The following is a 13199-nucleotide window of genomic DNA, read 5'->3' as shown; positions in this document are numbered from 1 at the left end:
AAATATAAATTAATTTAGGAGGAATAAATATGATTAAAGTTGCTATTAATGGATTTGGAAGAATAGGTAGATTAGCGTTAAGAACAATGCTTGATAAAAATGAATTTGAAGTGGTTGCAATAAACGACCTAACAGACGCTAAAACATTATCTCACTTATTTAAGTATGATTCAGCTCAAGGACGTTTCAATGGAGAAATAGAAGTTAAAGAAGGAGCTTTTGTTGTAAACGGAAAAGAAATAAAAGTAACTGCTGAAGCTAACCCAGAAAACTTACCTTGGGGAGAAATGGGAGTAGATGTAGTACTTGAATGTACTGGATTCTTCACTGCAAAAGAAAAAGCAGAAGGACACATCAAAGCTGGAGCTAAGAAAGTTGTTGTATCTGCACCAGCAACAGGTGACTTAAAGACTGTAGTATTCAACGTTAACCATGATATATTAGATGGATCAGAAACAGTTATATCAGGAGCTTCTTGTACTACTAACTGTTTAGCTCCAATGGTTAAAGTATTAAATGATAAGTTTAACTTAACAAAAGGATTCATGACTACTATACATGCTTACACTAATGACCAAAATACATTAGATGCACCACATAGAAAAGGAGATCTTCGTCGTGCTAGAGCTGCTGCTGCTAACATAGTACCAGGATCAACAGGAGCTGCTAAAGCTATAGGTCTTGTTATACCAGAACTTAAAGGTAAATTAGATGGAGGAGCTCAAAGAGTTCCAGTTATAACTGGTTCATTAACTGAACTTGTTTGTACACTTGGAAGTAAGGTAACTGCAGAAGAAATTAATGAAGCTATGAAGGCTGCTGCTAATGAGTCATACGGATATACTGAAGAACCATTAGTATCTTCTGATATAATTGGAATGGAATTTGGATCATTATTTGATGGTACTCAAACTAAGGTTATGGAAGTTAATGGAGAGCAATTAGTTAAGGTTGCTTCTTGGTATGATAACGAAATGTCATATACAGCTCAATTAATAAGAACTTTACAACATTTTGTAAACCTTTCAAAATAATATTATAATTTGAGTCTTAAACAAGTCCGGGTTTGTAGTGTATACTACGGACTCAGGACTTTTTATATTTGAATTAAAACATAAAAAAAGTATAGCATTTTTATGAAAATGTGATATACTTTTAGCGAAAAGGAGTTGTATATTATGTCAATGTTAAATAAAAAAACTATAGAAAATATAGATGTGAACGGAAAAAAAGTATTAGTAAGATGTGACTTTAATGTACCTTTAAAAGACGGTTTTATAACTGACGAAAACAGATTAGTTGGAGCTTTACCTACTATAAAATATTTAATAGAAAATGGAGCAAAAGTTATTTTATGTTCTCACTTAGGTAAGCCAAAAGGAGAAGCTAAGCCAGAGCTTTCTTTAGCACCTGTAGCTAAGAGATTATCAGAAATGTTAAATAAAGAAGTTGTATTTGCAGCAGATGATAGCGTTGTAGGAGAAAATGCTAAAAAAGCAGTTGCTGATATGAAAAACTCAGATGTAGTTTTACTTCAAAATACTAGATACAGAAAAGAAGAAACTAAAAATGAAGAAAACTTCTCAAAAGAATTAGCATCTTTAGCTGATGTATTCGTAAACGATGCATTTGGAACTGCTCATAGAGCTCACTGTTCTACTGTTGGAGTTAGTGAATTTGTAGAAACTAGCGCATGTGGATACTTAATTCAAAAGGAATTAAAATTCTTAGGAGAAGCTGTCGAGACTCCAGTAAGACCTTTTGTAGCTATACTTGGAGGAGCAAAAGTTTCTGATAAGATAAACGTTATAAACAACTTACTTGAAAAAGTAGATACTTTAATAATCGGTGGAGGAATGGCTTACACATTCTTAAAAGCACAAGGATATGAAATAGGAACTTCTTTACTTGAAGAAGATAAAATGGATTATTCAATGGAAATGGTTAAAAAAGCAGAAGAAAAGGGAGTTAAATTATTACTTCCAGTTGATCACGTTACTGGAGAAAAGTTTGATAAAGAAACAGCTCCTGTTGTTACAGAAGATCAGAACATAAAAGAAGGATTTATGGGACTTGATATAGGACCTAAAACTGCAAAATTATATGCTGATGCTGTTAAAGAAGCTAAAACAGTTATATGGAATGGACCTATGGGAGTATTTGAGTTTGAAAACTTTGCAAAAGGAACTATAGAAGTTGCAAAAGCTATGGCAGATGCTGACGCTACAACTGTAATTGGTGGAGGAGACAGTGCTGCTGCTGTAAATATATTAGGTTTTGGAGATAAAATGACTCATATATCTACTGGTGGTGGAGCTTCACTTGAATTCTTAGAAGGAAAAGAGCTTCCAGGAATAGTCGCTTTAAACAATAAATAATTTAAAAGGGGAGTGTAGTTATGAGAAAACCAATTATTGCAGGAAACTGGAAAATGCATAAAACTATAAAAGAAGCTGTTGAATTTGTTAATGAAGTTAAATCGGAAATAAAAGGAACTGACGTTGAAGCTGTTATTTGTGCTCCTTTTACTTTACTTAAAGATTTAAAAGAAGCATCTAAAGAAACTAATATTAAGATTGGTGCTCAAAATATGCATTTTGAAGAAAAAGGTGCTTTCACTGGAGAAATATCACCTCTTATGTTAAAAGAAATAGATGTTGACTACGTTGTAATAGGTCACTCTGAGAGAAGACAATACTTCAATGAGACTAATGAAACTGTAAACAAGAAGGTTATAAAAGCTTTAGAATATAAAATAAACCCTATAATTTGTGTTGGTGAAACTTTAGAACAAAGAGAAGCTGATAAAACGAAGGATGTAGTTAAAGTTCAAGTTGAAGAAGCGTTAGTAAATATAGATGAAAAAGACATAAAGGATATAGTTATAGCTTATGAACCAATATGGGCTATAGGTACAGGTAAGACATCTAGTAGTAAAGATGCTAATGATGTTATCTCTTATATAAGAGATGTTGTGGCTAACGTGTATTCTGATCAAACTGCAGAAGAAGTTAGAATACAATATGGTGGAAGTGTTAAGCCTGCTAATGTAGAAGAGATAATGAATGAATCAGATATAGATGGTGCTTTAGTTGGTGGAGCGAGTCTTCAACCAAAAGATTATGTAGAACTTGTTAATTTCTAAGGAGTTGATAGACATGAAAAAGCCTACAGCTTTAATTATATTAGATGGTTGGGGTATTAATAATTCAGATTTAGGAAATGCGATAAAGCAAGCTAGAACTCCTAATATGATCAAATATGCACAAAAATATCCTTGTACTTCAATAAAGACAAGTGGACAAGATGTTGGACTTCCAAATGGTCAAATGGGAAATTCAGAGGTTGGACACTTAAACATTGGAGCAGGAAGAATAGTATACCAAGAGCTTACTAGAATAACTAAAGCAATAGAAGATGGAGATTTCTTTGAAAATGAAGAATTATTAAAAGCTATGAATAATTCGAAACAAAATAATAAAAATCTTCATATAATGGGTCTTTTATCTGATGGAGGAGTACATTCTCATATAGATCACTTAAAAGGACTTTTAGAATTTGCTAAAAAAGAAGGTCTTGAAAAAGTATACGTACATGCAATTTTAGATGGAAGAGATACAGATCCTAAAAGTGCAGTTAAATATATAGATGAAATAGAATCCTATATGAAAGAAATAGAAATAGGTAAAATAGCAACTGTTTCTGGAAGATATTATTCAATGGACAGAGATAAGAGATGGGAAAGAATCGAACTTGGATATAACAGTATGGTATTATCTCAAGGAGAAACAGCAAACAGTGCAAAGGAAGCAGTCGAAAAAGCATACAATGACAATAAAACTGATGAATTTGTACTTCCTACTGTAATACTTGAAGACAATAGGCCAATAGCTAAAATAGAAGAGAATGATTCAATCGTATTTTTTAACTTTAGACCAGATAGAGCAAGACAAATAACAAGAAGTATAGCATCAAAAGAGTTTGATGGATTTAAAAGAGATTATATAGACACTGTATTTGTTTGTATGACTCAATATGATATAACTATAAATGAAGTAAATGTTGCATTCAAGCCTCAAAAACTTAATAATACATTAGGTGAATATTTAAGCTCTAAGGGTATAAAACAACTTAGAATTGCAGAAACTGAAAAATATGCCCATGTTACATTCTTCTTTAATGGAGGAGAAGAAGATCCGAGTGAGGGAGAAGAAAGATGCTTAATACCATCTCCTAAGGTTGCAACATATGATTTAAAACCTGAAATGTCAGCTTATGAAGTTACAGAAAATTTAATTCAAAGACTTGATGAAGAAAAGTATGACTTTATAGTTTTAAATTATGCAAATCCAGATATGGTAGGACATACAGGCGTTGTAGATGCTACTGTTAAAGCTGTTGAAACTATAGACGAATGTCTTGGAAAAATAATCGATAAAATAGTTTCATTAGGTGGAAAAGCTATAATTACAGCAGACCATGGAAATGCTGAGCATATGTGTGATGAAGATGGAAACACAGTTACTTCACATTCTACAAATGAAGTTCCATGTATATTTATAACTGATGAAGATGTTAAGTTAAAAGATGGAGGTAGACTTTGTGATTTAGCACCTACTTTACTTGACACTATGAATATGCAAAAGCCTGAGGAAATGACTGGAAACAGTCTTATTATAAAGTAAAACAAAAATATTACAATAAATTTGCCAATTTAGAGAGGAGAAATAAATATGAGTTTTATTCAAGAAGTATACGCTAGAGAAATATTAGATTCAAGAGGAAATCCAACTGTTGAGGTTGAAGTAATGCTTGAAAGTGGAGAAATAGGAAGAGCAATAGTTCCATCTGGAGCTTCTACTGGAGCTTTTGAAGCTGTTGAACTTAGAGATGGAGATAAAGGAAGATACTTAGGTAAAGGAGTTACTAAAGCTGTTGATAATGTAAACAACATAATAGCTCCAGAACTTGAAGGTATGAATATATTTGATCAAGTAGGAATAGACAATCTTTTAATAGATATTGATGGAACTAAGAACAAAGGAAAATTAGGAGCTAATGCAATACTTGGAGTTTCTATGGCTGTAGCTAGAGCTGCTGCTGAAGAATTAGGACTTCCATTATTCCAATACATTGGTGGAGTAAATGCAAAGCAACTTCCAGTTCCAATGATGAACATCTTAAATGGTGGAGAGCATGCTGACAACAACGTTGATATCCAAGAATTTATGATTATGCCTGTTGGAGCTTGTTGTTTCAAAGAAGCTTTAAGAATGTGTGCTGAAATATACCACAACTTAAAGAAAGTATTACAAGAAAAAGGACTTGGAACTGGTGTAGGTGATGAGGGTGGATTCGCTCCAAACTTAGCATCAAACGAAGAAGCTTTACAAGTAATAGTTGAGGCTGTTAAAGTTTCTGGATACGAGCCAGGAAAAGATATTAAAATAGCTATAGATGCAGCTGCTACAGAGTTCTACAATAAAGAAACTAAGAAGTATGTATTAGCTGGAGAAGGAAGAGAGTTATCTGTTGAAGAAATGGTAGACTTCTACGCTAGCTTGGTTGAAAAGTACCCAATTATATCTCTTGAAGATGCATTAGATGAAGATGATTGGGATGGATGGAAGTTACTTACTGAAAAATTAGGTAACAAGATCCAATTAGTTGGAGACGATTTATTCGTTACTAACACTGAGAGATTATCAAAAGGTATAGAAAAAGGTATAGCAAACTCTATACTTATAAAGCTTAACCAAATAGGAACTATAACTGAGACTCTAGATGCTATACAAATGGCTAACAGAGCTGGATACACAGCAGTTATATCTCATAGATCAGGAGAAACTGAAGATACTATTATAGCTGATTTAGCTGTTGCACTTAATGCAGGACAAATCAAGACTGGTGCTCCTTGTAGAACTGATAGAGTTGCTAAGTACAACCAATTATTAAGAATTGAAGAAATAGTTGGAGAGGTAGCTCAATTCCCTGGAATGAAAGCTTTCTTTAACTTAAAATAATTAAAAATAATAGGGAGGATATATATCCTTCCTATTTTAATATATAAAAAAGTTCTTCTCTGAAGAATCTTAAATGTAAACTTTTTTGAAACTCATAACGGAATTTATATTTATCGATAAATTAAAGATGAATATAATTTCCTATTCGTTATGAATTAATCATTCAACGTACTTTGTTGATTGAATTATTAATTTATATATGTTAAACTAACTATATTAATTGAGCTTAAAATCAAGGGGGTGCAGAATGAAAACTTTTTTAATGGTAGTTCAACTTATAAGTAGTATAGTATTGATTGTAAGTGTATTACTTCAATCAGGAAAAAGTGCAGGCCTTTCTGGAAGTATAGCAGGAGGAGCAGAACAAGTTATGGGAACTAAAGCAAGAGGTTTAGATGCTTTATTTTCAAAGGTGACATCTGTTTGTGCAACTTTATTCATAATAGTAGCAATATCATTAGTTGCTATACAATAATTTTGTATATTACTTAATTGAAAAATGACGCTTATTAGAATATCTTAAAGATATTCTAATAAGCGTCATTTTTTGTATATTAAGGGATTATAAAATTTTCGCTCTATAGACAATATTGGTGGAAGAACTAAACTTGCAAATATTTTAATCAACAGAGTCGTGAGACTTGTTGGAGACATGAGTCAGTGCGTAGCAACTAGATGAATTTTAAATATATATCATAATAGGACAAATAAAATAATATAAAACTAGTATAGCTATTTAAAAGCTAAAATAAATCTTAAGGGGGAGGTTATGCAGATGATCTCATATGCAGGTATTGCATCACTTTCAGGTATTATAGCCTTGTTATTTGCATTTATACTAGCAAATAAGATTAACAGGGTAGAGGTTGGTACTGATAGGATGAAGGAAATTTCTTCATACATACAAGAAGGCGCTATGGCTTTTTTGACTAGAGAGTACAAGACCTTGGTTTTATTTGTAGGAGCTATATTTATAGTTTTATGTTTATTTATAAGCCCTCTTACTGGAGTGTGCTTTTTAGTAGGAGCATTGTTCTCGACACTTGCAGGTTTCTTTGGAATGAAGGTTGCAACAAAAGCAAATGTAAGAACTGCAAATGCAGCCAAAGAAAATGGAATGAACAAGGCATTAAGTGTTGCGTTTTCTGGTGGAGCTGTAATGGGAATGACAGTAGTAGGTCTTGGAATTTTAGGAGTGGGATTCTTATTTCTAATTCTTTATAAGTTAGGAAACAATCCATCTGAATCAGCAAAGATACTTACTGGATTTGGTCTTGGAGCTTCTTCTCTTGCCCTATTTGGACGTGTTGGAGGGGGTATATATACGAAGGCTGCCGATGTAGGAGCAGATCTTGTAGGTAAAGTAGAGGCTGGAATACCAGAAGATGACCCGAGAAATCCTGCTGTTATAGCTGATAATGTAGGAGATAATGTAGGCGATGTTGCAGGTATGGGTGCTGACTTGTTTGAATCGTACGTAGGATCATTAATAGCAGCTATAACGCTTGGACTTATAGCATACGGTATAAATGGAGCTATATTTCCTTTATTATTATCCGCAGGTGGAATAATAGGAAGTATAATAGGTACATTTTTTGTAAAAGCAGATGAAAATAGTGACCCTCATAAGGCACTTAAGATGGGAACTTATGTATCGTCAATTTTAACTATGGGATTTGGATTTTTCTTATCAAATAACTTGTTAGGAGATTTAAAGGGGTTTTGGGTAGTATTAATAGGTATAATAGTTGGAATATGCATAGGTCAATTAACTGAAATATATACATCTAGCGATTATTCTCACGTTAAAAAAATTGCTTATCAATCTGAAACTGGACCTGCTACAACTATAATATCAGGTCTTGCAGTTGGAATGAGATCTACATTATTGCCGATACTAGTTATGGCACTTGGTATATTGATGGCCTATTCTGTTGCAGGAATTTATGGAATAGCACTTGCATCTGTAGGTATGCTATCAACAGCGGGAATGACAATAGCTGTTGATGCTTATGGACCTATAGCTGATAATGCAGGTGGAATAGCAGAAATGTGTGAGCTGCCAAGTGAAGTTAGAAATATAACTGATAAGCTAGATTCTGTTGGAAATACTACAGCTGCTATTGGAAAAGGGTTTGCAATAGGATCAGCAGCGCTTGCAGCACTTGCTTTATTTGCATCATATACAGAAGCTGCAAATCTTAGCGGAATAGATTTAACTAATCCTGTAGTAATATCAGGTATGCTAATTGGTGGTATGCTTCCGTTTTTATTCTCAGCTATGACTATGGAGGCTGTAGGAAAAGCTGCTTTTGAGATGATAGAAGAAGTTAGAAGACAATTTAGAGAAATGCCTGGAATAATGCAGGGAACTACAAAGCCGGACTATGCAAAATGTGTAGATATATCAACTGCATCAGCTTTAAAGCAAATGGTAGTACCTGGAGTTCTTGCTGTATTATCTCCTATTTTAACTGGATTATTACTTGGGACAGAAGGTCTAGGAGGACTTTTAGCTGGAGCCTTAGTATCTGGTATACTTATGGCCATAATGATGTCAAATGCAGGTGGAGCATGGGATAATGCAAAAAAATATATAGAATCAGGAAAACATGGAGGTAAAGGAAGTGAGCCTCATAAAGCAGCTGTTGTAGGAGACACAGTAGGAGATCCATTTAAGGATACATCAGGTCCATCTATAAATATTTTGATTAAACTTATGACTATAGTATCTTTGGTATTTGCTCCATTATTTGTTCAGTATGGAGGAATATTACTAAAATTATTAAAATAAATGTTTATATATCTAAAAGAACTGTATATTATATTAATATACAGTTCTTTTTGCTATTAATAGGAAAATACATTGAGAAAGGAATGATTTTTATGAATAAAAAAGTTTATAGATCATTAGATGACAGAGTTCTGGCTGGTGTTTGTGGCGGGTTAGCGAAATACTTTGACATTGATTCAACTATAGTTAGAGTTTTATGGATATTAGGGTTCTTTGCAGGTGGATTGGGAATTTTTGCTTATATAATATGCGCAGTTATAATACCACAAGAGAGCTTTTGTGAATATAATATGAATAAACAAAAATACGATGAAGGTATATCTAGATATGATAAGGAAAGATCTAGGAAAAATAAAGTTTTACTAGGGATAATATTAATTTTACTAGGTCTTTTTAGCTTGATAGATGAGTATTTATATTGGGTAAGAATAGAGAAATTATGGCCTATAATTTTCATTGTAATTGGGATATGTATTATAGTTAAAAAGCAGGGAGATGATTAATGTGAATAAAGGTGGGTTGATTTGGGGTTTATTTTTTATAATTTTAGGAATAGGATGGACTTTGGAAAACTTCAATATTATAGATGTATCTACCATAGATATATTAGTTAGATTTTGGCCTGTGATACTAATTGGTATAGGTCTTGATATTATTTTTAAAAATAGAAAAAAATGATGTATTAGTGTATAAAAAATGATATCATAAGACTTAGTGTTAAAATTTACATTACTAAAAATAGGATTTAAAATAATAATAAATGGAAAACATATAACTATAATTAAAACTTTAATTTTAATAGGAGGTATTCGATGATACCAGGAATGAAAGAAACATTACTTATGTTTATGAAAGAAAATGCATATAATCCTTTAACTAAAGAGGAACTTTCAAATATATTTGATGTACATCCAGCTGAAAGAGCTATGTTTTATAATTTTTTAGATGAACTTGAAGAAGAAGGAGAAATATATAAGACTAAAAAGAAAAGATATGGTCTTCCTAATAAAATGAACTTATTTGTTGGAAGAATGCAAATGCATCAAAGAGGGTTTGGATTTGTTGTATCAAATGAAGAGGGAGTAGAAGATCTTTTTATACCAGCAGAACATTTAAATGGAGCTATGCACAATGATAAGGTTGTAGCTAGAATAATGGAGACCGCAAAAGAGAGTAGACGTGCAGAAGGTGAAATTATAAAAATAGTTGAAAGATCTATTAAGACTGTGGTTGGAGTGTATGAATCTAGCAAAAACTTTGGATTTGTAGTAGCGGATAACAAAAGGTTTACAAGAGATATATATATACCAAAAGCAGAATCTTTAAGAGCGAGCCATGGCGATAAGGTAGTTTGTGAAATAACTCAGTGGCCTAAAAAAGGAAGAAATCCAGAGGGAAAAATAATAGAAGTATTAGGCAAAAAAGGTGAAAAAGGTGTAGATATACTATCTGTAATTAGAGAACTTGACTTACCTGAGGAATTTCCTAATAAGGTATTAGCAGAAGCTCAAAGAATAAGTGATGAGATACCTAATGAAGAGATAGAGAGAAGAGTTGACCTTAGAAATATAACTACATTTACTATAGATGGAGCAGATGCTAAGGATTTGGATGATGCAGTATCTATAGAAGTGCTTGATAATGGAAATTATAAATTAGGAGTTCATATAGCGGATGTAACTCATTATGTTAAAGAAGGAAGTAAGCTTGATAAAGAAGCTTTAAAAAGAGGAACTTCTGTATACTTAATAGATAGAGTAATACCTATGCTTCCAACTAAATTATCTAATGGACTATGTAGTTTAAATCCTAATGTAAATAGACTTACTTTATCTATATTTATGGAAATAGATGACAGTGGTAAGGTTTTAAATCATGAAATAGTTGAGTCTGTAATAAAGACTAAAGCTAGAATGGTATATACTGATGTATCTGATATACTTGAGAATGAAGATGAAGAGCTTATAAATAAGTACAGTGACTTAGTAGAAGACTTTAGAACTATGGAAAAACTTGCAAAAATACTTATGAAGAGAAGATCATCAAGAGGTGCCATAGACTTTGATTTTGCAGAAGCTAAAATAATACTTGATAAGAATGGAAAGGTATTAGATGTTAAGAAGTATGAAAGAAGGATAGCTAATAAAATAATAGAAGAATTTATGCTTGTCAGCAATGAAACAATAGCTGAGCACTTTTTCTGGCTTAAAATACCTTTTGTTTATAGAATACATGAAACTCCAAGTTTAGAGAGAATAGAGCAGTTTAACAAGTTTGTAGCGACATTTGGATATCATATAAAGGGAGATCTTGAAGATATACATCCAAAGAGTTTACAAGTTCTTTTAAATGATATTAAAGGAACAAATGAAGAACTAGTTGTTTCTACACTTATGTTAAGATCATTAAAGCAGGCTAGATATTCACCAGATTGCTCTGGACACTTTGGGCTTGCTGCAAAATATTATTCTCACTATACATCACCTATAAGAAGATATCCAGATCTTCAAATACACAGAATAATAAAAGAGTCTATAAATGGAAAGATAGACGAAAAGAGACTACAAAAACTTAAGCAGATAGTAGCATACTCTGCAGATCAGTCATCTTTAAGAGAAAGAGCAGCAGATGATGCTCAAAGAGAAGTTGAAGATCTTAAAAAAGCAGAATACATGGCTGATAAGATTGGAGAAGAATTTGAAGGAAGAATATCTAGTGTTACATCATTTGGTATGTTCATAGAGGTAGAGAACACTATAGAAGGGCTTATAAGGCTTTCTAATTTAAATGATGACTATTATATATTTGATTCTGATAACTACGTTTTAATTGGAGAGCACACTAAGAAGACTTATAAAATAGGAGATAGTTTAAGAGTTAAAGTATCTAGTGTAAATATAGATTTTAAAGAAATAGAGCTTACAATAGTATAAAGTGAAACTTAATTCAGATGGAGTTTTTACTCCAACTGAATTTCTAGTTGAACTAATCCAGAAGATGTTAAGTTCTTATCTCCAGCCTTAAGATGGTGGAGTCTTAGAACTTTTAGCTTTCGGATAAAATTTGAGTAAGTTGAAAATCATATAATTAAGGCTTGAGTTTAAAAGTCTAAGCTCAAGTCTTAATCTTGACAATTAGCTTTAGATATGGTATTATTATTTTCACAATAAGTATTGAAGTAGTAAGAGGGTGAAATTATGGGTGAAGGAAACAAAATCTTAGCATCAAACAGAAAAGCTAGACATAACTACTTTATAGAGGAAGTCTATGAGGCAGGTATTGAGCTTAAAGGTACAGAAGTTAAATCTATAAGAGCAGGTAAACTGAACTTAGGAGATGGATATGCTTCTGTTGATAATGAAGAGGTGTTCTTAAGACAAGTGCATATAAGCCCATATGAGCAAGGAAATATATTTAATGTAGATCCTCTTAGAGTTAGAAAGTTATTACTTCATAAGCAAGAGATAAGAAAGCTTATTGGACTTATAAACCAACAAGGATACTCACTAGTACCTCTTAGTGTATATTTAAAGCGAGGTAAGGTTAAAGTATCTATAGGACTTGCTAAAGGTAAGAAGCTTTATGATAAGCGCCATGATTTAGCTAAAAAAGATGCTCAAAGACGTATTCAAAGAGAAATGTCGAGCAGATACTAAAACATGGGGGCGTAAAGGTTTCGACGGGGGTTTGGAACTTAGAGTAGCGAGTCATGTTTCTCTAGAACATGTAAAAACTAGGGACTAAATATAAACGCAAACGATAATTACGCTTTAGCGGCTTAATATAGCTGCTCGTTCTACCTAACTTGCCCACGGGTTAGACTAGAACGTCATTGAAGTGGGGACCTATCTTTAGGGTGCCTTGACTAAAGACAGATTAACTAAGGCTGGTCGATCTTAGAGCCCGCTACTAGGCGCTGAGAGAGACGAGAACTTAATATAGTAGATACACTCGTAGAAGCTTTAGGGAAAGGGCTTTCGGACAGGGGTTCGACTCCCCTCGCCTCCACCAATTGGGATTGTAACCGTATAGAGAAATCTATACGGTTTTTTAATGTGAAAAATTAAAAGGTTTAAATATTTGATATAATATAATTGGTGATAGATATGAAAATCAATAGACTGATGGAAATAATAATTATTTTACTTAATAAAGAAACAATAACAGCAAAAGAGCTTGCCGAAAGGTGTGGTGTATCTCAAAGGACTATTTACAGAGAGATAGATCTTTTATCTAGTGCAGGAATATCTGTTATATGAGTAAAGGAAAAGGTGGAAAGTAAATAAATAAGAAAAATCTAAGGCCATACTAAAGTAATTTAGTATGGTCTTTTTATACAGTAAGGGATTATAAAATTTCTATTTTGTGAATAACATTGATGA

12 protein-coding genes and 1 other RNA gene are annotated in these 13199 nt (G+C 32.6%); all 13 read left to right on the top strand.

The features are described 5' to 3' along the window. Positions 1-29: 29 nt before the first annotated feature. The 13 genes from gap (at position 30) to M2214_RS12475 (ending at position 13076) form a co-directional block, all read left to right on the top strand. Positions 30-1034, top strand: a complete 1005-nt coding sequence (gene gap / locus M2214_RS12535) for a type I glyceraldehyde-3-phosphate dehydrogenase (RefSeq protein ID WP_248478938.1) — start codon at positions 30-32, stop codon at positions 1032-1034. A 144-nt stretch (positions 1035-1178) separates the two neighbouring features. Then, positions 1179-2378, top strand: coding sequence for a phosphoglycerate kinase (locus M2214_RS12530; RefSeq protein ID WP_408648293.1), 1200 nt, complete (start codon positions 1179-1181; stop codon positions 2376-2378). Positions 2379-2398: 20 nt separating this feature from the next. Continuing rightward, positions 2399-3145 carry a triose-phosphate isomerase gene (tpiA, locus tag M2214_RS12525; RefSeq protein WP_248478936.1) on the top strand — a complete coding sequence of 249 codons (747 nt, stop codon included), beginning with the start codon at positions 2399-2401 and terminating at the stop codon, positions 3143-3145. Between the two features lie 13 nt (positions 3146-3158). Then, the gene (gene gpmI / locus M2214_RS12520) at positions 3159-4685 is read left to right on the top strand and encodes a 2,3-bisphosphoglycerate-independent phosphoglycerate mutase (RefSeq protein ID WP_248478934.1); all 1527 of its coding nucleotides are present in this window, start codon (positions 3159-3161) and stop codon (positions 4683-4685) included. A gap of 48 nt (positions 4686-4733) precedes the next feature. After that, a complete protein-coding gene (gene eno, locus M2214_RS12515; protein WP_248478913.1) occupies positions 4734-6023 on the top strand; it encodes a phosphopyruvate hydratase in 1290 nt (429 codons plus the stop codon). 247 nt (positions 6024-6270) lie between these two features. Then, positions 6271-6498: a preprotein translocase subunit SecG gene (gene secG / locus M2214_RS12510; protein ID WP_248478900.1), complete on the top strand. Its 228-nt coding sequence runs from the start codon at positions 6271-6273 to the stop codon at positions 6496-6498. A gap of 300 nt (positions 6499-6798) precedes the next feature. Next, complete coding sequence (locus tag M2214_RS12505) at positions 6799-8817, top strand: sodium-translocating pyrophosphatase (protein ID WP_408648331.1); 2019 nt, start codon at positions 6799-6801, stop codon at positions 8815-8817. Between the two features lie 92 nt (positions 8818-8909). Further along, positions 8910-9320, top strand: coding sequence for a PspC domain-containing protein (locus tag M2214_RS12500; RefSeq protein WP_248478897.1), 411 nt, complete (start codon positions 8910-8912; stop codon positions 9318-9320). Between the two features lies 1 nt (position 9321). After that, positions 9322-9495 carry a LiaF transmembrane domain-containing protein gene (locus M2214_RS12495; RefSeq protein WP_248478895.1) on the top strand — a complete coding sequence of 58 codons (174 nt, stop codon included), beginning with the start codon at positions 9322-9324 and terminating at the stop codon, positions 9493-9495. A 134-nt stretch (positions 9496-9629) separates the two neighbouring features. Then, complete coding sequence (gene rnr, locus M2214_RS12490; protein ID WP_248478893.1) at positions 9630-11750, top strand: ribonuclease R; 2121 nt, start codon at positions 9630-9632, stop codon at positions 11748-11750. 264 nt (positions 11751-12014) lie between these two features. Next, on the top strand, positions 12015-12473 hold the full coding sequence (gene smpB, locus M2214_RS12485; protein ID WP_248478891.1) for an SsrA-binding protein SmpB: 459 nt from the start codon (positions 12015-12017) through the stop codon (positions 12471-12473). A gap of 5 nt (positions 12474-12478) precedes the next feature. Continuing rightward, positions 12479-12828: a transfer-messenger RNA gene (gene ssrA / locus M2214_RS12480) on the top strand. A 95-nt stretch (positions 12829-12923) separates the two neighbouring features. Further along, a complete protein-coding gene (locus M2214_RS12475; RefSeq protein ID WP_330651497.1) occupies positions 12924-13076 on the top strand; it encodes a helix-turn-helix transcriptional regulator in 153 nt (50 codons plus the stop codon). The last annotated feature ends 123 nt before the right edge of the window (positions 13077-13199 follow it).

Source organism: Tepidibacter aestuarii, assembly GCF_934924865.1.
Lineage (GTDB): Bacteria > Bacillota > Clostridia > Peptostreptococcales > Peptostreptococcaceae > Tepidibacter_A > Tepidibacter_A aestuarii.
The sequence above is the reverse complement of the archived record's forward strand: the minus strand, read 5'-3'. Positions and strand labels throughout refer to the sequence as shown.

Bases quoted from the DNA above. Each gene is read 5' to 3' on its own strand.
- gap (WP_248478938.1), top strand. From the start codon at position 30: ATGATTAAAGTTGCTATTAATGGATTTGGAAGAATAGGTAGATTAGCG.
- M2214_RS12530 (WP_408648293.1), top strand. From the start codon at position 1,179: ATGTCAATGTTAAATAAAAAAACTATAGAAAATATAGATGTGAACGGA.
- tpiA (WP_248478936.1), top strand. From the start codon at position 2,399: ATGAGAAAACCAATTATTGCAGGAAACTGGAAAATGCATAAAACTATA.
- gpmI (WP_248478934.1), top strand. From the start codon at position 3,159: ATGAAAAAGCCTACAGCTTTAATTATATTAGATGGTTGGGGTATTAAT.
- eno (WP_248478913.1), top strand. From the start codon at position 4,734: ATGAGTTTTATTCAAGAAGTATACGCTAGAGAAATATTAGATTCAAGA.
- secG (WP_248478900.1), top strand. From the start codon at position 6,271: ATGAAAACTTTTTTAATGGTAGTTCAACTTATAAGTAGTATAGTATTG.
- M2214_RS12505 (WP_408648331.1), top strand. From the start codon at position 6,799: ATGATCTCATATGCAGGTATTGCATCACTTTCAGGTATTATAGCCTTG.
- M2214_RS12500 (WP_248478897.1), top strand. From the start codon at position 8,910: ATGAATAAAAAAGTTTATAGATCATTAGATGACAGAGTTCTGGCTGGT.
- rnr (WP_248478893.1), top strand. From the start codon at position 9,630: ATGATACCAGGAATGAAAGAAACATTACTTATGTTTATGAAAGAAAAT.
- smpB (WP_248478891.1), top strand. From the start codon at position 12,015: ATGGGTGAAGGAAACAAAATCTTAGCATCAAACAGAAAAGCTAGACAT.
- M2214_RS12475 (WP_330651497.1), top strand. From the start codon at position 12,924: ATGAAAATCAATAGACTGATGGAAATAATAATTATTTTACTTAATAAA.